Here is a 24,037-nt window from a genome sequence, read left to right on the forward strand (position 1 = left end):
TTTCTAAATTTTCTTTTTCTTTAATTTTGACGTCGTGAGTGTAATGAAAAAGTATCAACAAATATCAACCGATGGTTTGTACATCTATTTAAATATACGTGTATAGGTGGCAAATTTAGACCAAAAGTTTGTACAAGTTTTCATTTCTTTTTTCATATACTGTTATAGTTTCAATGTTAGGGGATGATTGTATGAACGAACCTGTAATCGGATTGGCACTTGGATCTGGTGGGGCGAGAGGATTTGCACATTTAGGAGTAATAAAGGTACTATTGGAAGAAAATATTCCAATTCATCTCATCGCAGGAACAAGCATGGGTTCTTTGGTCGCAAGCTTTTACGGCGCAGGGTTGGATATTGACCGATTATATAAGCTTGCACTTGCATTTAAACGCAAATATTATTTAGATTTTACCGTTCCTAAAATGGGATTTATTGCTGGAAAAAGGGTAAAGGAACTAATACGTGTATTCACACACGGCAAAAATATAGAACAACTTGATATTCCAATTGGTATTGTAGCAACTGATTTATTAACAGGTGAAAAAGTGGTGTTTCGAAATGGTCCCGTTGCAGATGCTGTCCGAGCAAGTATTGCCATCCCTGGAATATTTGTACCTGAAAAAATTGATGGTCGAATCCTAGTCGATGGTGGTGTAATTGATCGTGTTCCCATTTCTGTAGCAAAAGACATGGGCGCAGATATCGTTATTGCGGTGGACGTCTCACATGTTAAAATAAATGAAGAGGTTGCTTCAATATTTGATGTCATATTACAGAGTATAGATATTATGCAGAAGGAACTTGTGAAGTATGGGGAATTTTCCTCTGATATCATGATCCGTCCGCATGTAGGACATTATAGTTCCCGTGCTTTTACAAATATTGAGGATATTATCCGAATCGGGGAAGAGGAAACGAGAAAACAACTTCCTATGATCCAAGAGGCAATTGCAAAGTGGAAGGAGTCTGCATTGAATGAAGAGAAAGAGAAATAAAGCGTATTTAAAAGCCCTCGTAATAGGTGTGGTGCTTGCAATTTTGGGCACCTTTATCCAACTCCCATATTACGTGACAAAACCAGGGATGGCCACAGAGCTCGACCCCATCATTAATGTTGAAAATGGCTATGAAGAAGAAGGGGAATTCATGTTAACGACGATTCGCCTTGGCCAAGCCAATATTTTTAGCTATGCATGGGCTAAGTTCCAAAAGTATCATGAAATTTTACCGATTAATCATGTGCGAAGAGACAATGAGAGTGATGAGGAATATACGAATCGTCAATTATTTTATATGGAGGATTCACAGGAATCAGCAATTACGGTTGCCTATAAGTATGCGAACAAACCTGTAACGGTAAAAAATCATGGAATCTACATAATGGGTATTGTCGAGGGAATGCCGGCTGAGAAAGTGTTAAAGCCGGGCGATCGAATTTTTGCAGTAGATGGGAAACAAATTGAAGAACATACAGAATTTATGAAATATGTAGCTGATAAAAAAGAAAATGAAACGATAAACATTGAGGTTGATCGAAATGGAGAAGAGAAAACAGTCTCTGTTTCACTGGCGCCTTTTCCAAAGGATCCAAACAAAATTGGAATTGGAATTGAGTTAATTACAGATCTCGAAGTGGTAGCAGATCCAAAAATTAAAATTGATTCGAAAAAAATTGGTGGTCCTTCGGCTGGTCTCATGTTTACACTTGAGATTTATAATCAGCTAACAGAAAAGGATTTGACACACGGATTACGCATCGCTGGTACTGGAACAATCAATACCAAGGGACAGGTCGGCCCAATAGGAGGGATTGGACAAAAGATAGTCGCGGCGGATAACACAGATGTTGACATATTCTTTGCACCGAATGAAAATGGTGCAGCAGATTCAGACTATCGACAAGCTTTAGAAACCGCTAAAGATATTAAGACAGACATGAAAATCGTTCCTGTAGATACTTTTGAGGATGCACTTCATTATCTTGAGAATCTTGATGAAAAGAGTAAATAAACAATCAGCCGCTTCCAAAATGGATGCGGCTGATTGTTTTATAAATATTTTTGCTGTTCTTCATCATATCTAATCGGTGGAGTAGCATATTCCTGTCGTAGAAGTGACGAGCGAAGTGGTTCAGGGAATATCGCTAAATAGGTTTGAGTAGCCTTTACATCAAGTGTAAATAGTTCATCCGAAAACCCTGATATTTTTGAAACAATGGGAAGTTCTACTTCCTTTTTTATATGATTCAAATAGTTCTGTCCTTTTTGAGACATACCTAGTAAACGAATATAGGTGGCAAGTGGGTTTTCATTGATTGGTTTTAGCTGTTCCTTTGTTGTATTTGTTAATATATGTACGCATAATCGTTGAAGTCTTGTCCATGTGTATCGTTTTGTTTTGATTTTTTCCATAAAGTCCATGAAAGAGGTTGCTTCTGTAATATGGGCTAGCAATCTATTTTCAATTCCTTCTTCGGCCTCATAAATTTTTGCTAATTCATCCGGTGTAGACGTTAGTAACCTATATTTTAATAATGTGAAGTATTCCTCCCACCGATGGAATAATTGGTTCTCTCGAAAATAGGAAGAGAGCCATTTGGAAGTTGAGGGTGGAAGATAATTTTTAATCTGATCCATATTTTTCTCAGTTGAAAATAATGTTTTCCGAATACTAGTTGCACTGGCGATGGATTCATGAGAAAAGGTTTCATCATGATAACCGGCAGATGTTCTCATAATTGTTTCAGCTTTAACGCTACTATTTTGATCATAGATCGCTTTTACGTAATGATAACCTAAAATATTATTTGGTTTTGATAAATCAACGTATGTATCATTATTTGAAAGTGAAGAATAAGCGAGAGAAGCTGCTTTAGGATAGCTATATCCTTTTTTCATATTCTGCCGAGTGGTGGAATCATAGGATTGTTGATTTTTTTCCATAAAATCCACAGTGTTTTTGAAGTCGTCAATTGTTCCATTTTCACTACCAAAGCAAACTTTTTCACAATGAAGTGCACTTAATAGTGATATTGCACCATTCGCAAAGTTTTGTGCTTTCTGAGTGGCAAACGCATATGGTAATTCAATGACGATGTCAACGCCTGCTTCTAACGCCATTTTGGTCCTTGTCCATTTTGAAACAAGTGCAGGTTCACCGCGTTGTAGAAAATTTCCACTCATTACTGCAATCGTACAATCTGAATGTGTTTTCTTTTTTGTTTCTTCAAGATGGTACTTATGTCCATTATGAAATGGATTGTATTCAACAATTACACCTACAGCCTTCATCATTTCACCCTTTTTTCAATGTCTAGCATAAGCGCCTAGCCCCTCGAGGTCACAAGCCGTTCCGTCAAGAAGGTCAAAGAGCAACCTTCTAGCCGGCCCGTCTTGTGCTTGTCAGGGCTGGTCAAGGCCCTTATGCATTTCTATTATAAAACTTTATTTTTAAATATCATTTTTTTGGAAAAGCTGATATAGTAGATAAGTATCTACACTTTAAGTATAGTGTAAAGAAAAAATATTGACAAATGTAATCCGCAAAGCTATAATTACCTTTGTTGCCTTGAGGTGATTTCACTTGAAATGGACAATTAATCAATTAAATCAGTTAGCTCGAAAAGGTCTAATGATTGACGAAACTGTTGATGTAAGAGACTTAATGGAGATTGAGAAATCAATTCGAGATATTTCACCGGTACAAATAACCGGTCGTGCTGATCTCAGCTCCACAAAAGCAAGCTTTCATATAGCAATCTCTGGATCAATGATTTTGCCTTGTTCTCGAACCTTGGTTGATGTAAAATTTCCATTCGAGATCAAAACAACTGAAACGTTTTTACTTAGACAGACATCTGAATTTGACTTAGAGTCGGAAGAGGATGTTCATCAAGTTAAAGGAGAAGTAATTGATTTACTTCCGCTAATCAAGGAAAATATTTTACTTGAAATACCAATTCAGATTTTTTGTGATGATGATTCGGATTCTGAAGATGCAGCACCGCAATCAGGACAAGATTGGGAAGTTATCAGTGAAGATGATAAACAGAACAAGATTGACCCACGGTTAGCAGGATTAGCAAAATTCTTCGAAGACGAATAAAATCCATCTTGATCTACTCTTTTTAAGGAGGTGGGAATAATGGCTGTACCTTTTAGAAGAACTTCTAAAACAAGAAAAAGATTACGTCGTACACATTTCAAATTACAAGTGCCAGGTATGGTGGCATGCCCAAACTGTGGTGAAATGAAATTAGCACACCGCGTATGTAAAGAATGCGGTACTTACAAAGGAAAAGAAGTTGTTAACAAATAATTTGTTAACATGTTAAAGCGTATTGATAACATTGTTATCGATACGCTTTTTACATTGTCTAGATCACTTTCTAACCTCCTCCACTCAAAGAAAACACCTCTGATTCTTTCTAATGTTATTCAATCCAATGTTGCAAATCTCAATTTTTTACCAGTACAATAAGATAAAAAGGCTTAAGGGGTATATCCATGTCAAAATACATAGTGAAACGAGATGAAGAGGGAATCGTTTGGTTTACAATCAATCGCCCTGAAAAATGGAATGCAATCGATTACGAAGTGATGGATGGGCTTAAAAAGACAATCACTGAAGTAGAAGAAAATGATGATGATAAAGTTTTAGTGATTACGGGTACTGGACAAAAAGCATTTTGCTCAGGTGGAGACTTATCTGTTTTTCAAAACCTTAATACAGAGCAAGAAGCATATCAAATGCTTAGTAAGATGGGGATGATTCTATACTCACTTGCTACTTTAACGAAACCAACTATCGCTCTACTGAACGGACTAGCAATTGGAGGTGGCTGTGAGCTTGCGACTGCCTGTGATTATAGACTAGCATCTCGTGGAAGTAGATTCGGCTTTGTTCAAGGGAAACAGGGGATTACTACCGGCTGGGGTGGTGCAACTATCCTATTAGAAAGAGTATCGATTGACAAAGCGTATCACCTTCTTCTAACAGGTGAAATTTTTTCAAGCGAAGACGGTAAAGAGCTTGGTTTTATTCAACATATCTTGTCAGAGGACAATTCTATTATGGAATGCAAAGAATTTATATCTAAAGAATTTTTACATAATACTAAAGTAGTAAATGCATACAAAAAGGTAGTAAATAGGAAATGGTCTGCAACCAGGATGAAGGAGAGAATAACGGAGGAAATCAAGGAGTGTACTACTTTGTGGGTAACTGAAGAACATCTAGAAGCAGTACGTAAAATCATGCAAAAAGAATAATTATTTCCATGCTAGAGTGTGAGTAGTCTATCTTTTCTATTACATGCATATGTATTAATAAAAATGAAGTTTAGGAGGGAAAGATATGACTTCAACACGTCAAGATGCATGGACTCAAGATGAAGATTTATTGCTTGCAGAGGTAGTATTGCGCCATATCCGTGAGGGAGGCACACAATTAGGTGCATTCGAAGAGGTGGGCCGAACATTATCCCGAACCGCAGCAGCCTGTGGTTTTAGATGGAATTCATATGTGCGTAAACAATATAAATCAGGAATTGAACTTGCCAAAAAACAGCGCAAGGAATTGAAGAAACAAACCAATAGTGAACAACTTCAGGATCATTCATCTGAACCAGTGGTCACTGAAAATGTAAATAGCGAACAACAAGAATTGCAATTGAGAGATGTCATTCGGTTCCTTGAAGAATATGAAAAGACGGAAAGTGAGTTCCAGAAGGTCGTAAATGAAAATCGGAACTTGAACACTCAAATAAGTAAGCTTCAAGAACAAGTCAAAACCTTAAAGGCACAAAATAATACGTTAGAAAATAATATTCAATTAATTGAAGAAGATTATAAGGCCTTAATTGAAATCATGGAGCGTGCTCGTAAAATGGTGGTTCTCCAGGAGGATGAAAGAAGTAAGAAGGTTAAATTTCAAATGGATCGAAATGGGAATTTGGAACGTGTTGAGAAATAAAAAGGAAAACAGCTGACAATATGTTCAGCTGTTTTCTTCTTTTGGTGTCTAGCTCCATGCGCCATCGGCTCTCTGGTCTAAGCCAATCCCTTCGCAAGGTAAAGGACACCTTCTGTCAGCGCTTGTCTTATGCTTGTCGCCTAAAGCTGTGCGTCTTGCGCTTTTCTATTTATCAGTCGATTTCATGTACTCCATCTGGGAACCAGAGGAGTGGGTTTTCTCCAAGGTCACGTTCCATATTGTAGGATGCAGGGATAAAGCCCATTTTCTCCCAAAAACCGGCGGATTTCACACGTGGATTAGTTTTAATCGGTAGATTATACGATTTTGCATAATCCACTAATGCTTTCCCATATCCTTTTTGCTGATAATTTGGAAGGACTTCAAGCTTCCAAAGCTCTAAATAATCTTGTGCGGGTTCAAAATATTTATTGAATTTTTTATCTACACGATAAAGACTCATACGTGCCACTAATTTATCACCAAAGAAAATTCCGTAAAACGGTGAAACGCTATCATTTTCAATAATGTTTGATTCAAGGTCTTCCAGCATGGATAATTCTTGAAGACCATATTCTTTAAATGCTTTAAATTCTTCAAGTGTTTTGTAGTTTACTAATAATTTCTCAACCTTTGCCGTATACATTTTGTATCCCCCTTGCGATTCTACTAAGAGAAACTGTAATTATGAATATAAAATCATTATACAACAAAAATACAAAAAATTCTGTAGAAAAATATAGAAAGCGTTTTCAAACAAATGCAGGATTATGTAGATACGTGTAGAAATTATTATGATGGGTGGATTTGATCTTTAACGAAAGGGGAAAAGATCTTGAAAAAAGTATTGATTGCAAACAGGGGAGAAATCGCTTTACGTATCATGAAAACATGCCACGAGATGGGGATTGAAACTGTCGCTATTTATTCAGATGCGGACCAGCAATTACCATTTGTAAAAAACGCAACTGTAGCGCATCGGATCGGTGAGGCACCTGTTATAAAATCCTATCTTCAAATGGATAAAATCCTCGAAATTGCCGAGAAGGAGCATGTTGATGCCATCCATCCAGGTTATGGGTTTTTATCGGAAAATGCAACTTTCGCGAAGGCAATTGCGCAAACGTCGATGGTTTTCATTGGCCCCTCACCCTCGATTATTTCATTGATGGGCGATAAGGTAAAAGCGAGACAAACAATGATTGAAGCGGGTGTCCCTGTTGTACCGGGAAGTAATGAAGGTATTCAAACAATAGAGGAAGCATGTACGCTTGCAGCAGAATATGGCTACCCAGTAATGCTAAAAGCAAGTGGTGGCGGCGGTGGTATTGGGATGATTTGTTGCAATTCTGAGGAAGAACTAGAAAAAGCGTTTCACGCAACAAAGACTAGAGCTAAGACGTATTTTGGAAATGATGAAGTGTTCATTGAAAAATTCATTCCCAATGCAAGACATATAGAAGTACAAATCTTTGGTGACCAACACGGAAACATTGTTCACCTGTTTGAAAGAGATTGTTCGATTCAACGTCGAAACCAAAAAGTAATAGAGGAAACACCTTCTCCATTTTTATCTAATGAAACGCGTGAAAAAATATGTCATGCAGCCAAAAAGGCAGCAGAATATGTGCACTATACAAATGCTGGTACGATTGAGTTCATTGTCGATGAAGAAGAAAATTTCTATTTCTTAGAAATGAATACGAGACTCCAGGTTGAACATGCCATTACGGAAATGATTACGAATACGGATCTCGTAAGGTGGCAAATTCTTGTGGCGAGGGGAGAGAGACTTCCGTTGACACAGGAAGACATATTATCATTAGGTCACTCGATTGAGTTTCGTGTGTATGCAGAAGACCCGGTAAAGTTTTTCCCATCTCCAGGAAAAATAGAGGAATATACATTGCCGGAAAATGTTCCAAATGTACGAATAGATAATGGTTATGAGGTAGGAACAACTGTTACACCCTTTTACGACCCGATGATTGCAAAAATTATTGTGAATGGAAACAGCCGAAAAGAAACGATTGAAACAGCAAAGGACTATCTGAATCAGATTGTAATCAAAGGAATAAAAACGAATATCCCTTTATTCCAACGAATTATGAACGAGGAATCCTTTTTAAAAGGAGAATATACCACAAAATATCTCAATTAATAGGGGGAATTAATATGAAAGAAATAACAGTGAGTATGGCAGGGACAGTTTTACAAGTGTTGGTTTCAGAAGGAGATGAGATTAACGAAGGCCAAGTTGTGGTCATGCTGGAATCAATGAAAATGGAAATACCGATAGAAAGTGGACAGATTGGCAAGGTTGCATCTATTAAAGTAGAAATCGGTGATTTTGTAAACGAAGACGATGTATTACTTGTACTAGAATAGGAGGGTAATAATGCTTCATACAAAGGATTTGGACCAACAGTTAGTAGAAAAAAGCAAAGAAATCGAGTCGGGTGGTCATGAAAAATACCATCAAAAGCTGAAAGAACAAAATAAATTATTTGTTCGTGACCGTCTTGCGCTTTTGTTTGATAAAGGAATATACCAAGAGGATGGAAAGTACGCAAACAATTCAGCGGGCGACCTTCCAGCAGACGGTGTCGTTACAGCAATTGGGGAAATAAACGGACAAAAAGTATGTGTAATGGCAAATGATTCAACTGTTAAAGCGGGTTCATGGGGAGCTAGGACGGTTGAGAAAATCATTCGGATTCAAGAGACTGCTGAAAAGCTTCGTGTACCGCTATTATATTTAGTAGATTCCGCTGGAGCTCGGATTACAGACCAACTTGAGATGTTTCCGAATCGTCGCGGGGCAGGGCGTATTTTTCATAATCAAGTAAAACTTTCAGGTATGATCCCTCAGATTTGTATTTTATTTGGTCCATCAGCTGCTGGAGGGGCTTATATACCTGCATTTTGCGATATTGTGATTATGGTTGATAAAAATGCTTCCATGTATTTAGGTTCGCCAAGGATGGCCGAAAAAGTCATTGGTGAGAAAGTGACCTTAGAAGAAATGGGCGGGGCAAGAATGCACTGTACAGTTAGTGGCTGTGGAGATGTACTTGCTGCCAATGAAGAGGAAGCGATTCAAAGTGCACGACAGTATTTACAATTTTTCCCATCGAATTATTTGAACAAACCCTCTTGTATGGAAGGGAGATTCCCAAAGGAAGGTAAAAGCCTACAAGAGATTATTCCTGTAAATCAGAATGCTCCTTTTAATATGTACGAAGGCATTGATGCCCTCATTGACGAAGGAAGCTTCTATGAGATTAAGAAACTATTTGCTCCAGAAATAATTACAGGGTTAGCACGTATAGATGGAAGACCTGTTGGAATTATTGCTAACCAACCAAAGGTAAAGGGTGGCGTCCTATTTGTAGATTCTGCAGACAAAGCGGCAAAATTTATCACATTATGTGACGCATTCCATATCCCGTTAGTGTTCTTAGCTGATGTTCCTGGGTTTATGATTGGTACAAAGGTTGAAAGGGCGGGCATTATTAGACATGGAGCAAAATTGATTGCTGCAATGAGCTCCGCAACTGTACCGAAAATTTCAGTTATCGTGCGAAAAGCATATGGTGCTGGACTTTATGCAATGGCAGGTCCTGCCTTTGAGCCGGATTACTGTGTCGCACTTCCGACAGCCCAAATTGCAGTTATGGGGCCTGAAGCAGCGGTTAATGCGGTATATTCAAATAAAATTAATGAAATTGAAGACCCAAAAGAGCGGGTCGCTTTTGTTCAACAAAAACAACAAGAGTATAAAGAGACGATCGATATTTACAAGCTTGCTTCTGAGCTAATTGTTGATGATATTGTTCCAGCTGCAGAGCTTAGACGTGTCCTCATTGATCGTTTGGCTGCTTACGAAACGAAGGAACTTGAATTCGGCCAGAAAAAACATCCAGTCTATCCAGTATAAATAAGAAGAATAATTAGACCCCAAGGTATTGCCTTGGGGTTATTTCTGTCTTGGTATGATTTTGCCTACCTTTTATAGTAAGTATCTAGTCATTTTGTCGGGCTTTTTGGTAATATAAAGGTAGGACATACTATGGAGTTGGAACTATGAAAATTGGAATAATTGGTGGGGGTTCTATCGGGTTGTTATTTGCAGGCTATCTTGCAGAATACCATGATGTAACCCTATACACGAGAACTGAACGTCAGGCATCTGAAATTAATCAAAACGGCGTAACAATAGACATTGAAAATACTTCAAATACATATCGAGTACAAGCCGTAACAAGTACAACAAGTGTAATGGGGGAAGATATACTTTTCATCGCGGTGAAACAATACATATTGAAGGACCTCCTTTCACAGATCAAAGATTTAGAAAAGGTACAAACAGTTTGTTTTCTACAAAACGGAATGGGTCATCTTGATTTTATGAAAAAACTTGATAATACGAATATCCTTGTGGGTGTTGTAGAACATGGTGCATTAAAATTCAATGACACTACCATCATACATACCGGCATTGGACGTACAAAGTTAGCGAATTTTAAAGGGGATTTTCCCGCATTTGATATTCCGGTCAAGGAGTTCCAAATCGAATTTCATAGTGAATGGTATGAAATGATAACTTCAAAGCTGATTGCGAATGCTGTCATCAACCCATTAACAGCTTTATATGGTGTTAAGAATGGGAGATTGCTACAAAATGAGTATTTCAAGAACCAAGTGAGGACTTTATTTCGTGAAATTGTGTCTGTCATACCTTGTAATGAAGAACAAATGTGGGAGCTCGTGACGACAATTTGTAAAAATACTGCTCAAAATAAATCATCCATGTTACGAGATATTGAAGAAGGAAGAAAAACGGAAATAGATGCCATTTTAGGATATGTTTTAGCAGAAGCAAAGAAAATAGAGCGGGAAGTAGCGGTAACACAATTTCTATATGATTCTATAAAAGGTATGGAAAGAAGAGGGGGATAGGGAATGATCAATTTTTTTGCCGGTATTGCAGCGACCTTTGTTACAGTTCCTGTGTTTGGTTTTATACTAGTCTATTTAATTAGTAGATTTATAGTGAAAAATAACAGAAAATCATTTTTTCTTTCGGTTGATATTACAACCGTATTTTTCCTCATCGCAGTGCATTATTTATTGCTCGTAATTGTTGGAAAAAGCATGCTTTGGCTAATCATCCTGATCCTTGTTTTTTCCATTTTACTGACTGGTTTTGTGACTTGGAGAAAAAGTCATGAAATAGATACGGTGAAAGTATTGAAGAAATCTTGGCGATTTGTTTTTCTTGCATCTACATTTGCTTATTTTCTTTTACTATTAATCGGCTTGGTTCAACGAATTTTCGTCACAACCATAAATTAATCCATCATGAGCGAATATTTTTGGTTTATAGAAAAAGCGTGCTATACTCATCTAAGATACATACTGGATAAGAAAGGAAGAACAAGAATTTATGGAGGTTTTGGATCTCTCTTTGCCATCATCAAATCGATTAGTCAATGACTATCTTTTAAATAAAATGGATATAGAGAAATTTTTCGATTATGATATACATTCTCCCCTTGTCTATAAGATAAGAAAAAAGGATCTACAAAAAAGACATTTTGAACGTGAAAAACTTGTTGAGCATTTGCTTATCTTTAATAAAAGATTCAATTATCATCAACACACGATCGAGAATATTAATAAGTTACTTGATCCAAGCAGTGTCGTGGTGATAGGTGGGCAACAAGCGGGGATTTTAACTGGGCCATTATATACGATCCATAAAATCGTATCTATTATAAAACTTGCAAAAGAGCAAGAAGAGAAATTAAATGTACCGGTTCTACCAGTGTTTTGGATTGCGGGAGAGGACCATGATTTTGCGGAAATCAATCATCTCTTTGTTAATCTGCAAAATGGTATTCGAAAAAGGGCTGTTCCACAATACCACAATCGTAAAACAATGGTTTCATCGATTGAGATTGAACAAGCGGGCTTTTTAGAATGGATAGAAGAAATCTTCGAGACATATGGTGAAACAACCCATACGAATCGACTTCTGGAACGTTTGACTGGGTTTGCAGAAAAATCAAAAACATATGTTGATTTCTTTGTACAGATTATTAATGATCTTTTTGGAGAAACCGGTCTTATCCTCGTTGATTCAGGATCAAAAGAAATTAGAACCATTCAAGCACAATTCTTAAGAAAAATGGTTGAAAAAAATAGAGAGATCCATGATGGATTGTTGCTTCAACAAGAGGTATTGTCATCTAATCAATACCCAAAAATGATTGAAATGAACGAGTCGAGTGCAAACCTTTTTTATACTCAAAATGATGAACGTATTTTACTTGAGTATAATCTGGAACATGATGTGTTTAGCGGGAAAAACAATGAATGTATACTTTGTGGAGACGAATTGCTTGAAGTTGCGGAGAAACAACCAGAACTTCTAAGTAACAATGTGGTAACAAGACCAGTTATGCAGGAGTTCTTGTTTCCAACACTAGCTTTTATTTCTGGACCTGGTGAGGTTTCATACTGGGCCGAGTTAAAAAAGGTGTTTGCTGTTATGGAGATTCAGATGCCTCCTGTTGTACCAAGACTCATGATGACAATTGTTGAAAGGGCGATAGAGTCTAATATCGAAGAAGTGGGATTAACGATTCAAGCTACCCTTTCTGGAGAACTTACAAAAGTGAAACAGTCATGGTTGGAACAACAAACAGCTGATGTAGACGGGATTATCCTCGATGCGAAAAAAGAAGTAGAGCAAATTCATAAGAAGATACGAAAAGTGGGGCTTGAAGTTGATTCAGGATTAGGGGATCTTCTCTTAAAAAATGCTCAAAACATCCAATCGCAGCTTGATTTCGTGAAGAACACAATTAACCGAAGTATTTTAAACCGTAATGAAATTGAATTGAATCGTTTTAACCGAATTGAAAAATCTCTTCTACCACTTGGCTCTCCACAGGAGAGAGTTTGGAATGTTTTTTACTATTTAAATAAATACGGAGACGATTTTATCCAAGATTTATTAACACTTCCGTTTGAGTTTAACGGAAAGCATAAGGTAGTAAAAATGTAGAATATGACGAAAATCCTCGGAATTCCGGGGATTTTTTTTATTTGGAAAAATATTATAAAAACCGGTGGTGGAAAGTGGGGGATTGTGGTAATATAAAGTCAGAAAGTGGGGACAATAGATATGTTCATGGGAGAATACCATCATACTGTTGATACGAAAGGCCGAATGATTATACCTGCTAAGTTTCGAGAAAACCTAGGAGAAACATTTGTTTTAACTAGAGGTTTAGATCAGTGCTTATTCGGTTACCCACAATCAGAATGGAAAATACTTGAGGAAAAATTAAAAACACTCCCACTTACTAAAAAAGACGCGCGTGCGTTCACACGTTTTTTCTTTTCTGGAGCCATTGAATGTGAACTTGATAAACAAGGAAGAGTAAATATTGCTACACCGTTAGTTTCATACGCTGGGCTTGAGAAGGAATGTGTAGTACTTGGAGTATCAAACCGTATTGAAATTTGGAGTAAGGAGAAGTGGGAAGAATATTTCGCTGCTTCCGAAGAATCTTTTTCTGATATAGCTGAAAATATGATCGGTTTTGATATATAACTTTATTCAGCAGGATTCACTTTTCTTATGGTGTGATGAATGCTTTATTAGTATAATATTTTGGGAGGATTCAAACCCAGACTGAATAAAGTTATAGCCTCCGGCGGATGCCACGATTTTTCAAAAGTAATTTTTCGATCTTAAGATCGAAAAAAATCGGGCGGCAAATACGCCAAGGCGCATTTGAATGAACTCTTGTGTATAAAATAAGTGTATTACTGAATTAAGAGGTGCTAACATGTTCAAACACAAAACCGTTCTATTAGAAGAAGCTGCTGATGGATTGAAGATTCGTCCAGATGGAATATACGTAGACTGCACACTTGGTGGTGCAGGACATAGTTCATACATAGCTTCAAAGCTTTCAAGCAAGGGTAAGCTATATGCTTTTGATCAAGACGATATTGCAATTGCAAATGCAAAGGACAAGCTTGCGGAATATGGTGACATTGTTACCATCATCAAAAGTAATTTTGCCCACATAACTGAGGAATTACATGAACAAGGTGTAACGGCTGTTGATGGAATCCTGTTTGATTTAGGGGTATCATCACCACAATTAGACACACCGGAAAGAGGATTTAGCTATCACCACGATGCACCACTTGACATGAGAATGGACCAAAATGCAACATTATCAGCTTATGATATTGTCAACAACTGGTCATATGAGCAAATGGTAAGAATCTTTTTTCAATATGGTGAAGAAAAGTTTTCCAAACAAATTGCTAGAAAAATAGAGGCTGCAAGAGAAAAGAAACCAATCGAAACGACAGGAGAATTGGTTGAGTTAATTAAAGAGGGTATTCCTGCTGCGGCTAGAAGAACTGGCGGACATCCAGCAAAAAGAATTTTCCAAGCGATTCGAATTGCAGTTAACGATGAATTAAAGGTATTTGAAGATGCTATTCACCAGTCAATTGAGCTTTTAGCAACAGGTGGGCGAGTAAGTGTCATAACCTTCCACTCACTGGAGGATCGGATTTGTAAGGTTGCCTTTAAAAAGGCGAGTGAAGGTCCACCCCTACCACCAGGAATTCCAATTATACCTGATGAATATAAACCTACATTAAAACTTATCACTAGAAAACCGATATTACCTACAGAAGAAGAATTAGAGGCAAACAAAAGGGCCCGTTCTGCAAAGCTAAGGATTGCAGAGAAACTTTGAGTTTCGTGGCTACATTCATTAATAAATAGAAGAGATACTTAAGGAGGGATATGATGGGTAATTTAGCATACAAAGTTAGACAAACAGAAAACTATCAACCAAATCAGGCACCAAAGACACGACCGGAAAGAAGACAGAAATTTCGATTTTCGTTAGGGGAAAAGTTATTAGGGATTATATTCTCTGTAGCTGTGATATTCTTCGCAATTCATATCATATCTAACCAAGTATCAATCTACAAAACAAATATCGAAATCCAACAAATCGAAGCATCAATTAGTCAACAAACAAAAACAAACAATGACCTTTATGTACAAGTTCAAGAACTAAGCGAATATGAGCGTTTATGGGAAAAAGCAAGGGAACTTGGACTTGTCTTAAATGAGAATAACGTTAAAGTGGTTCAAGGAAACTGACCATGAAAATAAAGGTTAAAAATAACAATATAAACAGAGGAGCAGCATTTATTAGTATAATATTTGCTTTGCTCTTTTTTACATTGATGGCAAGATTTGTGTATATCCAAGGTACGGGTAAGGTTGATGGTGTTGTTTTAGCTGCTTTAGCAGAAAAAAAATATACAAAACAAAGAGCAATCGAAGCGAAACGAGGAGCAATATACGACCGCAACGGAAATCCTATTGCTGAGGACACTTCTTCATTTACAGTGGTCGCAATCCTCGACGAAGAATTAACGATAGATGAAGATAATCCGAAACATGTAGTCGATCCTGAAGAAACGGCAAGCAAGCTCGCACCGCTTTTAAAAATGGAAGAAAACGATATGTATAAAATTTTAACAAAGCCTGATCGAAAACAGGTTGAGTTTGGTACGAATGGTCGCGATATTAGTACATCACTAAAGCAAGAAATTGAAGCATTAGAATTGCCGGGCATCGCCTTTAGACGAGAATCAAAACGCTACTATCCGAATGGGACGTTTGCATCACATCTTGTGGGGTATGCCGGTAAAGTAACTGATAAGGAAACAAAAAAGACGGATACCGTCGGGATGTTGGGGGTTGAAAAAGACCTCGATAAATATCTTCGTGAAGAAGATGGTTATATGAAATTTCAAAGTGATACAAAAGGGTATAAGCTGCCGGACGCTAAAGAACAGATAGTAGCTCCCGATAATGGAAGTAATGTTTATTTAACGATTGACCAAACAATCCAAACTTTCTTAGAGGACGCCATGAACATGGCTGTTAAGGAATATAAGCCGAAAAAAGTGATTGGTGTTGTTGCTAATCCAAAGACCGGTGAGATCTTGGCTATGTCAACAAGACCGAGCTTTGACCCAAATGTTAGAAATATCGAAAATTACCTGAATGATGTGATTGCCTATCCTTATGAACCAGGTTCTACGATGAAAATATTCACATTGGCAGCAGCGATAGAAGAGGGAGTCTATAATGGGAATGCAAAATTCGCATCCGGAAGCTATTCTGTGGGTGGAGAAACCATTCGTGACCATAACAGGGTAGGTTGGGGTTCGATTACCTATGATGAAGGCGTGCTTAAATCTTCAAACGTTTCATTTGCAAAGATTGCAAATGAGCAATTGGGTACGGATAAATTATTGGAGTATTTAGGTCGTTTTGGTCTTGACCGACCAACTGGTATTGATTTAGAAGGCGAAGTTGAAAATAAGATAAACTTTAAATGGGAGATTGATAAAGTATCTACGGCATTTGGACAAGCATCTTCTGTTACTCCAATACAGCAGGTTCAGGCCGCAACAGCTATTGCGAACGGCGGAAAGATGATGAAACCATATGTTGTCGATAAAATCGTTGACCCTGATACGAATAAAACGGTTGTCGACCACGAGCCTAAAGTAGCAGGTCAACCAGTGTCAGCCGAAACTGCTAAGCATGTGTTAAATTTGTTAGGTAAAGTGGTAACGGATGGAACTGGAAGACAATATAATCTAGAAGGTTATCAAGTGGCAGGGAAAACGGGTACTGCCGAAATTCCTAGTCCTCAGGGTGGGTATTTATATGGAAGAGGAAATTATTTATATTCATTTCTTGGGATGGCCCCACTGGATAACCCGAAACTTGTTGTTTACGTTGCAGTCCAACAACCAGAGCTTAAGGATACGGACATTGGAAACGAACCAGTTGCGATGGTATTCAATCATGTTATGAAAAACAGCCTACAGTATTTAAATATTCAACCAACTGATCAAAGTTCAGAAAATAACGAGAATGTAGATCAAGAAATAGTAACTGATTCTTATGCAGGAAAATCAAAAGAAGAGGCAATAGCAGCGATCGAAAAGCAAAATCTTAAAGCGACTGTGATTGGAAATGGAAAGAAAATCATTGCTCAAATTCCAAAACAAGGCGAAAAAGTTCTGCCAAATGAACATATATTCCTTCGTACTGACCAAGATGCAACCCTTCCGGACATGACAGGCTGGTCTTTACGGGACGTCATGATGTTAGCTGATTTAACGAATATCAAAGCATCTTATAGTGGAAATGGTTATGTTGTCAAACAAAGCTTAGAGCCAGGATCCATTTTAAAAGATGGAGATAAGCTAACCGTAAATCTTGAAACACCAAATACACCGGGAGAAGAAGAACCCGTTGAAGAAGAGAATAGTGAGAAAGAACAATAAAGGAGCTGATTTTTCAGTTCCTTTTTTGTTGCTTATTTTTTGGATTATCGACGTACAGTGCTTGCGCATTTGATTTGTTCTATTCATTCCTGTACAAGCATATATTTAGACGAGCCTTGGATTTTAAGGAGATTTTCACTTTTTTTAAAGGCGCTTACGTTTTAATAGGAGGTACAACAATATGCGAGTTTCGAATGTAACAGTACGAAGAAGATTATCAATAGTACTATTTATAGGGTTTCTATTATTTCTGATTATTGATGTTCGCTTAGGGTATGTTCAATTTTTTGTAGGAGAAAAGCTAACTGCTCTCGCGAAAGATTCATGGAGCCGGGACATTCCGTTTGAGCCTGAACGAGGGAAAATTCTCGATCGCAACGATGTTGTCCTCGCCACCAATCAAAGTGCTCCAACTGTTTTAGTTGTTCCTAGACAAATTGAAAACCCTGCTGAGGCAGCAGAAAAATTAGCTGCAGTATTAAATATGTCAAAAGAGAAAGCATTTAAAAAAATATCCCAAAATGAGTCAAAGGTATATATCAATCCTGAGGGCAGAAAAATTTCTCATGAAAAAGCGAATGAGGTCCGTGCACTTGGGATAAAGGGTGTTTACATAGCGGAAGATTCGAAGCGTCATTATCCTTTTGGCAGCTACCTTTCTCATGTATTAGGCTTTGCTGGTATCGATAACCAGGGGTTAACAGGCCTTGAGAAAAGTTATGATGAAGAATTAAAGGGCGAAAAAGGAAGTGTTCAGTTCTATTCAGATGCGAAAGGTAGAAGAATGCCAGATATCGCAGATGATTATACACCTCCGAAGGACGGTTTGGATTTGAGGTTAACGATTGATACGAAAATACAAACCGTAATTGAACGGGAACTTGATAATGCAGAAGCACAATATAACCCTGATGGAATCATTGCGATTGCGATGAATCCAAATAATGGAGAAATTTTAGGAATGTCTTCAAGACCTGATTTTGATCCAGCCAACTTCAGGAACGTCCCACAAGAGGTATATAACCGTAACCTCCCAGTTTGGAGTACGTATGAACCTGGTTCAACTTTTAAGATTATTACACTTGCAGCTTCCTTAGAGGAAGGAAAAGTCAACTTAAAGAATGATCATTTTACGGATCCTGGTTTTGCAAAAGTAGGGGGAGCAACACTTAAGTGCTGGAAAAGGGGCGGACATGGGCATCAGACCTTCTTGGAGGTCGTTCAAAACTCATGTAACCCAGGTTTTGTAGAATTAGGTACTAGATTAGGAAAAGATACTTTATTTACGTATATAAAGAATTTTGGATTTGGACAAAAGACTGGAATCGATCTTCAAGGAGAAGGGACAGGAATTCTATTTAAACCCGAAAATGTAGGTCCTGTCGAGTTGGCAACAACAGCATTTGGTCAAGGGGTAGCTGTAACACCGATTCAGCAGGTCACGGCTGTAGCTGCAGCTGTAAACGGAGGGACCTTATATAAGCCATATGTGGCTAAAGAATGGGTGGACCCTATAACAGGTCAGGTTGTTAAACGGAATGAGCCTGAAGCTGTACGGAGTGTTATTTCAAAAGAAACATCTGAACAGGTTCGTTTTGCGCTTGAAAATGTTGTTGCCAAAGGTTCTGGTGGTGGAGCTTATGTGGATGGTTATCGTGTAGGTGGTAAAACAGGTACAGCCCAAAAATCGAAAAAAGGTGGCGGCTATTTACAAAATAACCACATCGTATCCTTTATTGGATTTGCACCGGCGGATGACCCACAAATTGTTGTATACATTGCCGTAGATAACCCTAAAGGTACTGTGCAATTTGGTGGAGTAGTAGCAGCGCCAATCGTTGGAAATATTATGCGTGAAAGTTTACCGTTGCTTGGTATTGAAAAGCGTGATAATCAAATCGAGAAAGAGATCAAATTGTGGACCGATAAAAAATATCTTGAAGTTCCTGATGTGATTGGTTTGACTAAAAAGGAGCTGCAACAACAATTAATGAATATAAAACTAGATATAAGTGGCGAAGGAAATGTTGTCGTTGACCAAGCTCCAAATGCAGGGGAACGAGTTCAAGAAGGAACAACATTACGGATCCATCTCGGGGAAGGCGCAGATAAAAAAGAATCAAAAGATAAGAATTAAGTAGCCAAAGGATTCCCCTTTAGGCTTCTTTTTTCTATAAAAAGGAATACCTTTAATATAGAGGAATAAAATTTTTTGTAAGGTGTCCTTTTGTTAAAAGTCTAATAGGTAAATAGGGTACTAGACAACAGCGTAAGTCTGGAGTAACATGTTAATCTGGTGCCCATTCGACAGAGTAAATCTTTCGAGGGGAAATGGTAAAATTCATGATGAGATTACAAGAATTATTAGCTAACTTGCATGATTTTACGGAAAAAGGTAGTGACAACCCACTTATCACATCTCTTGAAATGGACTCGAGGGCGGTAGGAAAGGGAAGTTTATTCTTTTGTGTAGAAGGTAGTACGTTTGATGGCCATTTGTTTGCAAAGCAAGCGGAAGAACAAGGTGCTGTTGCGATTATTGCTGAAAAAGAAGTCCAGGTGTCCATTCCGGTTATCAAGGTAAAGAACACCCGAAGAACAATGGCTGTGTTGGCTGACGCTTTTTACCATCACCCGACACATCAACTCCATTTAATTGGAGTTACAGGGACAAATGGTAAAACGTCAATAAGTCACATAATTGAGGAGATTTTTAGAGAAGCAGGCCAGAAAATTGGCTTAATTGGAACCATGCATACGAAAATTGGTGAAAAAACCATTGAAATGAAAAATACAACACCAGAATCAATCATGCTGCAAAAGTATTTTAAGCAAATGGTTTCTGAGAATATAAACACCGCAGTTATGGAGGTTTCCTCACATGCCCTAGATATTGGTAGGGTCCATGGATGTGATTTTAATATTGCTGTTTTTTCTAATTTGACTCAGGATCATTTGGATTACCACCAGACAATTGACGAGTATCGTAGAGTAAAAGGTCTGTTGTTTACTGGTTTAGGTAATCGATTTGACAAAGATAATCCCAAATTTGCTGTATTGAATAATGATGACCCTGCTTCAAGGGAATATGCAAGGTCTACTTCAGCAACCATCATCTCATATGGAATTCACCATTCAGCTGATATTATGGCATCAGGTATCCGCATGACCGCTTCAGGAACAGAGTTTACTATAACAACTCCGTTCGGTTCTTACGAGGTGAAAATGAAATTAATTGGTATGTTTAGTGTTTATAATGTGTTGGCAGCAATTGCTACTTGTATCATTTCAAGAATACCTATTACAACCATTATTGCAGCAGTTGAAAAGGTAAAAGGTGTTCCCGGACGTTTTGAAATTGTGAACCTAGGGCAAAATTTTACTGTAATTGTGGATTATGCACATACGCCTGACAGCCTTGAAAACGTTTTGAAAACGGTAAAAGAGTTTTCAAAAGGGAAAATCTTTGTCATTATTGGATGTGGTGGGGATCGTGATCGCTCAAAGCGCCCAATCATGGCCAGGATTGCTGCAAAATTTGCGGATATCCCTATTTTTACATCAGATAATCCTCGCTCAGAAGACCCTGTTCAAATACTAAAGGAGATGGAAGCGGGAGTAGTAGGAGAAACATACTTCACAATCCCTGATCGTGAAAAAGCAATATTTTATGCTATTTCAAATGCGGGTGAGAATGATATAATAATCATTGCTGGCAAAGGACATGAAACTTATCAAATCATTGGGAATAAAGTTCATTCGTTTGATGACCGCCTTGTTGCAGCACGTGCAATTAAGGAGTTGAAATAATTGTTATCCAATCACGATTTATGGATTCTTTTTCAAGAATCATATGGATTAAAGAGTCAAGATTTTTATTTTGAAGAAGTGATTACTGATCCAAACCTCATCACGAAAAAAGGGCTATTTATTTCAATAGAACAAGAAAAAAGGGATGAATTATTAAAGCGAGCGCTATATAATGGTGTGGTTGCAGCAGTTTGGCCCAAGGATGAGAAATTACCGGGATTTCTTCCCAATCATTTCCCTGTATTCGTAGTACCAGAACCACTACCAGCACTTAAACTAATCCTAGAATTCTATCTTAAAAAAATCGAAGAAAATGGGTATGATCAAATGACAAAATTTAGACTATTTAAAGATGAAACTGAAGAAATGATTCAAAACAATCCCATAGTGGATGAAATAACAAAGCTAACAAAAAAAGTAGCAATGTATGAAGAAGGGAGGGGATAAGGATGATAGAAGAAGTAGTCATTTACTCGATAGCAATAGGGTTTATAATAAGTGTCATTCTTTCCCCTATTTTTATCCCTTTCTTACGTAGATTAAAATTTGGACAAAGTATCCGTGAGGAAGGACCTAAATCCCACCAAAAAAAATCGGGAACACCGACGATGGGTGGAATCATTATTCTGGTTTCCATCTTACTAACTACACTATTAGTGTCAAATCGTTTAGGTGAATTGTCTGTTACTACATATTTGCTTTTATTTGTAACAATAGGATATGGGGTACTAGGCTTTTTAGACGACTTTATCAAAGTGGTATTAAAAAGGAATCTCGGTTTGACTTCGAGACAAAAACTGTTTGGTCAAATCGTTATTGCTATCATTTTTTATTTTATTTTCAAACAAAATAATTTTTCAACAGCGATCTCTATACCAGGTACAGATTTTGAGTTTGATCTAAAACTTCTGTATGTACTGCTGTTAATTATATGGTTAGTAGGGTTCTCCAATGCAGTCAATTTAACAGATGGTTTAGATGGATTAGTATCAGGTACAGCAGCAATTGCATTTGGGGCATTTGCGGTTTTAGCTTGGAATCAAGCGCAATATGATGTTGCTATTTTCTGTGTAGCTGTAGTCGGAGCAGTTCTTGGATTCCTCGTATTTAATGCCAACCCTGCTAAGGTGTTCATGGGTGATACAGGTTCACTTGCACTTGGTGGAGCAATTGCGACAGTTGCTATCATGCTAAAGCTTGAAATATTATTATTATTAATTGGTGGCGTATTTGTAATAGAGACATTGTCTGTTATTATTCAAGTCATTTCCTTTAAAACAACGGGCAGACGTGTTTTTAGAATGAGTCCTTTGCATCACCATTATGAATTAGTAGGATGGTCTGAATGGCGAGTTGTTGTGACATTTTGGACTGTTGGATTATTGTGTGCCATTCTTGGAATCTATATTGAGGTGTGGATTTAATTGAAAAAATCAGAGAAGTTTACTAATAAGCATATTTTAATACTTGGACTTGCCAAAAGCGGCTATGCTGCAGCAAGAGTTCTCCATGAGGTTGGGGCTATTCTAACTGTTAATGACCAAAAGCCATATGAAGAAAATGAGGCTGCTCAGGAACTAGAAAAAATGGGAATTAAAGTAGTGTGTGGAGGTCATCCAATTGACATTTTGGATGATCATTTTGACTTTATTATCAAAAATCCTGGAATCCCATATAGTAATCCTATTCTTGTTAAGGCGATTGATAAAGGCATCCCTATTTTAACGGAAGTGGAGTTAGCATATCATATTACTCCAGCCGATTTTATTGGGATTACGGGGTCTAATGGAAAAACAACGACCACCACGTTGATTTATGAAATGCTCGAAAAAGGAGAGAAATCTCCATTAATTGCAGGAAATATTGGAACAGTTTCTTGCGAGGTTGCACAAGGGGCGGCAAAGGAAAATATTATCGTGACTGAGCTTTCTTCTTTTCAATTAATGGGAATTGAAGATTTTGCTCCTAAAATTGCCGTGTTGTTAAATATTTTCGATGCCCATCTTGATTACCATGGAACAAAGGAAGAGTACATTAAAGCAAAGGCGAGAATTTTTGAAAATCAAACAGAAGCTGATTATTGTGTCATCAACTTAGATGACAAGGATGTGATGTTTGCTGCTGAGAATGTAAGAAGTAAGAAAGTTCCTTTTTCAACCACGAAAGTATTACAAGAGGGCGCTTATATAAAAGATCAGGCGATTTATTTTAATGATGAAAATATCATTGAAATTAAAGATATTGTTTTACCAGGTGTTCATAATCTCGAAAACATCTTGGCCGCAGTTGCGGTTGCGAAGCTCGTATCAACACCTAATCGCGCCATTATTGAGGTCTTAACAAGTTTTACAGGTGTTAAACACCGCCTCCAGTACGTCACTACAATTGAAAATCGTAAATTTTATAATGATTCAAAAGCAACTAATATTCTTGCTACAAAGAAGGCAATCTCTGCCTTTGAACAACCGGTTATTTTGTTAGCAGGTGGACTAGACCGTGGAAATGAATTTGATGAACTTGTAGATGAACTAACCCGTGTAAAAGCAATGGTTCTATTTGGTCAAACAGCTAAAAAGCTGGAAAGAGCTGGCCAACTTGCTGGAATAGAAATCGTAAAAACTGTCGATAATGTTGAAGCAGCGGTAAAAGTAGCTTATGATCTTTCAAATGAGGGTGATGTCATTTTATTATCACCTGCATGTGCTAGCTGGGATCAACATAAAACATTTGAAGAAAGAGGAGACATTTTTATAAACGCCGTGCATAAGCTTAAGTAAGGGCTTGGACAATCTAGAGCTCTGAATCTAGAATGTAGAGGTGTTTT

23 protein-coding genes are annotated in these 24,037 nt (G+C 37.6%); 21 read left to right on the top strand and 2 right to left on the bottom strand.

The features are described from left to right. Positions 1-191 precede the first annotated feature (191 nt). Positions 192-998 carry a patatin-like phospholipase family protein gene (locus tag ACFSFW_RS03800; protein ID WP_304215801.1) on the top strand — a complete coding sequence of 269 codons (807 nt, stop codon included), beginning with the start codon at positions 192-194 and terminating at the stop codon, positions 996-998. Beyond that, positions 979-2,013 (top strand): SepM family pheromone-processing serine protease, encoded by a 1,035-nt coding sequence (locus ACFSFW_RS03805; RefSeq protein ID WP_388035368.1) that lies wholly within the window; start codon positions 979-981, stop codon positions 2,011-2,013. Before ACFSFW_RS03800 ends, ACFSFW_RS03805 begins: the two co-directional genes overlap by 20 nt. Positions 2,014-2,051: 38 nt before the next feature. On the opposite strand, the gene ACFSFW_RS03810 is transcribed toward ACFSFW_RS03805, so the two are convergent. After that, positions 2,052-3,293 (bottom strand): nucleotidyltransferase, encoded by a 1,242-nt coding sequence (locus tag ACFSFW_RS03810; RefSeq protein ID WP_388035371.1) that lies wholly within the window; start codon positions 3,291-3,293, stop codon positions 2,052-2,054. A gap of 292 nt (positions 3,294-3,585) precedes the next feature. On the opposite strand from ACFSFW_RS03810, the gene ACFSFW_RS03815 reads away from it, so the two are divergent. The 4 genes from ACFSFW_RS03815 (at position 3,586) to gerR (ending at position 5,976) form a co-directional block, all read left to right on the top strand. Next, positions 3,586-4,107 carry a YceD family protein gene (locus ACFSFW_RS03815; protein WP_388035374.1) on the top strand — a complete coding sequence of 174 codons (522 nt, stop codon included), beginning with the start codon at positions 3,586-3,588 and terminating at the stop codon, positions 4,105-4,107. A gap of 39 nt (positions 4,108-4,146) precedes the next feature. Continuing rightward, positions 4,147-4,320 carry a 50S ribosomal protein L32 gene (rpmF, locus tag ACFSFW_RS03820; protein ID WP_077617716.1) on the top strand — a complete coding sequence of 58 codons (174 nt, stop codon included), beginning with the start codon at positions 4,147-4,149 and terminating at the stop codon, positions 4,318-4,320. 188 nt (positions 4,321-4,508) lie between these two features. Further along, entirely contained in the window at positions 4,509-5,273 is a 765-nt protein-coding gene (locus ACFSFW_RS03825) for an enoyl-CoA hydratase/isomerase family protein (RefSeq protein ID WP_388035378.1), read from the top strand. Positions 5,274-5,358: 85 nt separating this feature from the next. Continuing rightward, complete coding sequence (gene gerR, locus ACFSFW_RS03830; RefSeq protein WP_304215796.1) at positions 5,359-5,976, top strand: sporulation-specific transcriptional regulator GerR; 618 nt, start codon at positions 5,359-5,361, stop codon at positions 5,974-5,976. A gap of 172 nt (positions 5,977-6,148) precedes the next feature. On the opposite strand, the gene ACFSFW_RS03835 is transcribed toward gerR, so the two are convergent. Then, a complete protein-coding gene (locus ACFSFW_RS03835; RefSeq protein ID WP_099353544.1) occupies positions 6,149-6,622 on the bottom strand; it encodes an N-acetyltransferase in 474 nt (157 codons plus the stop codon). A gap of 189 nt (positions 6,623-6,811) precedes the next feature. Here ACFSFW_RS03835 and ACFSFW_RS03840 point away from each other — a divergent pair, with 189 nt between their 5' ends. The 15 genes from ACFSFW_RS03840 (at position 6,812) to murD (ending at position 23,990) form a co-directional block, all read left to right on the top strand. Continuing rightward, entirely contained in the window at positions 6,812-8,137 is a 1,326-nt protein-coding gene (locus tag ACFSFW_RS03840) for an acetyl-CoA carboxylase biotin carboxylase subunit (protein ID WP_304215795.1), read from the top strand. A gap of 14 nt (positions 8,138-8,151) precedes the next feature. Continuing rightward, positions 8,152-8,364 (top strand): biotin/lipoyl-containing protein, encoded by a 213-nt coding sequence (locus tag ACFSFW_RS03845; protein ID WP_388035383.1) that lies wholly within the window; start codon positions 8,152-8,154, stop codon positions 8,362-8,364. A 10-nt stretch (positions 8,365-8,374) separates the two neighbouring features. Next, entirely contained in the window at positions 8,375-9,916 is a 1,542-nt protein-coding gene (locus ACFSFW_RS03850) for an acyl-CoA carboxylase subunit beta (protein ID WP_304215793.1), read from the top strand. A 146-nt stretch (positions 9,917-10,062) separates the two neighbouring features. Beyond that, entirely contained in the window at positions 10,063-10,938 is an 876-nt protein-coding gene (locus ACFSFW_RS03855; RefSeq protein WP_388035386.1) for a 2-dehydropantoate 2-reductase, read from the top strand. A gap of 3 nt (positions 10,939-10,941) precedes the next feature. Beyond that, a complete protein-coding gene (locus ACFSFW_RS03860; RefSeq protein WP_304215791.1) occupies positions 10,942-11,334 on the top strand; it encodes a DUF3397 domain-containing protein in 393 nt (130 codons plus the stop codon). A gap of 91 nt (positions 11,335-11,425) precedes the next feature. Beyond that, the gene (gene bshC / locus ACFSFW_RS03865) at positions 11,426-13,051 is read left to right on the top strand and encodes a bacillithiol biosynthesis cysteine-adding enzyme BshC (RefSeq protein ID WP_388035390.1); all 1,626 of its coding nucleotides are present in this window, start codon (positions 11,426-11,428) and stop codon (positions 13,049-13,051) included. Between the two features lie 120 nt (positions 13,052-13,171). Continuing rightward, positions 13,172-13,603: a division/cell wall cluster transcriptional repressor MraZ gene (gene mraZ, locus ACFSFW_RS03870; RefSeq protein ID WP_099352331.1), complete on the top strand. Its 432-nt coding sequence runs from the start codon at positions 13,172-13,174 to the stop codon at positions 13,601-13,603. A 238-nt stretch (positions 13,604-13,841) separates the two neighbouring features. Further along, positions 13,842-14,774 (top strand): 16S rRNA (cytosine(1402)-N(4))-methyltransferase RsmH, encoded by a 933-nt coding sequence (rsmH, locus tag ACFSFW_RS03875; protein ID WP_304215789.1) that lies wholly within the window; start codon positions 13,842-13,844, stop codon positions 14,772-14,774. 53 nt (positions 14,775-14,827) lie between these two features. Beyond that, positions 14,828-15,190: a cell division protein FtsL gene (gene ftsL / locus ACFSFW_RS03880; protein ID WP_304215788.1), complete on the top strand. Its 363-nt coding sequence runs from the start codon at positions 14,828-14,830 to the stop codon at positions 15,188-15,190. Positions 15,191-15,192: 2 nt separating this feature from the next. After that, the gene (locus ACFSFW_RS03885; RefSeq protein ID WP_388035395.1) at positions 15,193-17,403 is read left to right on the top strand and encodes a penicillin-binding protein; all 2,211 of its coding nucleotides are present in this window, start codon (positions 15,193-15,195) and stop codon (positions 17,401-17,403) included. Positions 17,404-17,584: 181 nt separating this feature from the next. After that, entirely contained in the window at positions 17,585-19,540 is a 1,956-nt protein-coding gene (locus tag ACFSFW_RS03890; RefSeq protein WP_304215786.1) for a stage V sporulation protein D, read from the top strand. Between the two features lie 209 nt (positions 19,541-19,749). After that, on the top strand, positions 19,750-21,213 hold the full coding sequence (locus ACFSFW_RS03895) for a UDP-N-acetylmuramoyl-L-alanyl-D-glutamate--2,6-diaminopimelate ligase (RefSeq protein ID WP_304215878.1): 1,464 nt from the start codon (positions 19,750-19,752) through the stop codon (positions 21,211-21,213). After that, entirely contained in the window at positions 21,214-21,660 is a 447-nt protein-coding gene (locus ACFSFW_RS03900) for a hypothetical protein (protein WP_304215785.1), read from the top strand. It begins immediately after the preceding gene. Positions 21,661-21,662: 2 nt separating this feature from the next. Beyond that, the gene (gene mraY, locus ACFSFW_RS03905) at positions 21,663-22,637 is read left to right on the top strand and encodes a phospho-N-acetylmuramoyl-pentapeptide-transferase (RefSeq protein WP_099363090.1); all 975 of its coding nucleotides are present in this window, start codon (positions 21,663-21,665) and stop codon (positions 22,635-22,637) included. Further along, positions 22,638-23,990: a UDP-N-acetylmuramoyl-L-alanine--D-glutamate ligase gene (gene murD, locus ACFSFW_RS03910; protein ID WP_304215784.1), complete on the top strand. Its 1,353-nt coding sequence runs from the start codon at positions 22,638-22,640 to the stop codon at positions 23,988-23,990. The last annotated feature ends 47 nt before the right edge of the window (positions 23,991-24,037 follow it).

Origin of the sequence: Ferdinandcohnia salidurans (genome assembly GCF_042680725.1) — a bacterium.
GTDB lineage: Bacteria > Bacillota > Bacilli > Bacillales > Bacillaceae_L > Ferdinandcohnia > Ferdinandcohnia salidurans.

Excerpts from the sequence above, each read along its gene's own strand:
- ACFSFW_RS03800 (WP_304215801.1), top strand. The coding sequence starts at position 192 with ATGAACGAACCTGTAATCGGATTGGCACTTGGATCTGGTGGGGCGAGA.
- ACFSFW_RS03810 (WP_388035371.1), bottom strand. The coding sequence starts at position 3,293 with ATGAAGGCTGTAGGTGTAATTGTTGAATACAATCCATTTCATAATGGA.
- rpmF (WP_077617716.1), top strand. The coding sequence starts at position 4,147 with ATGGCTGTACCTTTTAGAAGAACTTCTAAAACAAGAAAAAGATTACGT.
- ACFSFW_RS03825 (WP_388035378.1), top strand. The coding sequence starts at position 4,509 with ATGTCAAAATACATAGTGAAACGAGATGAAGAGGGAATCGTTTGGTTT.
- bshC (WP_388035390.1), top strand. The coding sequence starts at position 11,426 with ATGGAGGTTTTGGATCTCTCTTTGCCATCATCAAATCGATTAGTCAAT.
- rsmH (WP_304215789.1), top strand. The coding sequence starts at position 13,842 with ATGTTCAAACACAAAACCGTTCTATTAGAAGAAGCTGCTGATGGATTG.
- ACFSFW_RS03860 (WP_304215791.1), top strand. The coding sequence starts at position 10,942 with ATGATCAATTTTTTTGCCGGTATTGCAGCGACCTTTGTTACAGTTCCT.
- ACFSFW_RS03895 (WP_304215878.1), top strand. The coding sequence starts at position 19,750 with ATGAGATTACAAGAATTATTAGCTAACTTGCATGATTTTACGGAAAAA.
- ACFSFW_RS03805 (WP_388035368.1), top strand. The coding sequence starts at position 979 with ATGAAGAGAAAGAGAAATAAAGCGTATTTAAAAGCCCTCGTAATAGGT.
- gerR (WP_304215796.1), top strand. The coding sequence starts at position 5,359 with ATGACTTCAACACGTCAAGATGCATGGACTCAAGATGAAGATTTATTG.
- mraZ (WP_099352331.1), top strand. The coding sequence starts at position 13,172 with ATGTTCATGGGAGAATACCATCATACTGTTGATACGAAAGGCCGAATG.
- ACFSFW_RS03850 (WP_304215793.1), top strand. The coding sequence starts at position 8,375 with ATGCTTCATACAAAGGATTTGGACCAACAGTTAGTAGAAAAAAGCAAA.
- ACFSFW_RS03890 (WP_304215786.1), top strand. The coding sequence starts at position 17,585 with ATGCGAGTTTCGAATGTAACAGTACGAAGAAGATTATCAATAGTACTA.
- ftsL (WP_304215788.1), top strand. The coding sequence starts at position 14,828 with ATGGGTAATTTAGCATACAAAGTTAGACAAACAGAAAACTATCAACCA.
- ACFSFW_RS03835 (WP_099353544.1), bottom strand. The coding sequence starts at position 6,622 with ATGTATACGGCAAAGGTTGAGAAATTATTAGTAAACTACAAAACACTT.
- mraY (WP_099363090.1), top strand. The coding sequence starts at position 21,663 with ATGATAGAAGAAGTAGTCATTTACTCGATAGCAATAGGGTTTATAATA.
- ACFSFW_RS03855 (WP_388035386.1), top strand. The coding sequence starts at position 10,063 with ATGAAAATTGGAATAATTGGTGGGGGTTCTATCGGGTTGTTATTTGCA.
- ACFSFW_RS03845 (WP_388035383.1), top strand. The coding sequence starts at position 8,152 with ATGAAAGAAATAACAGTGAGTATGGCAGGGACAGTTTTACAAGTGTTG.
- ACFSFW_RS03885 (WP_388035395.1), top strand. The coding sequence starts at position 15,193 with ATGAAAATAAAGGTTAAAAATAACAATATAAACAGAGGAGCAGCATTT.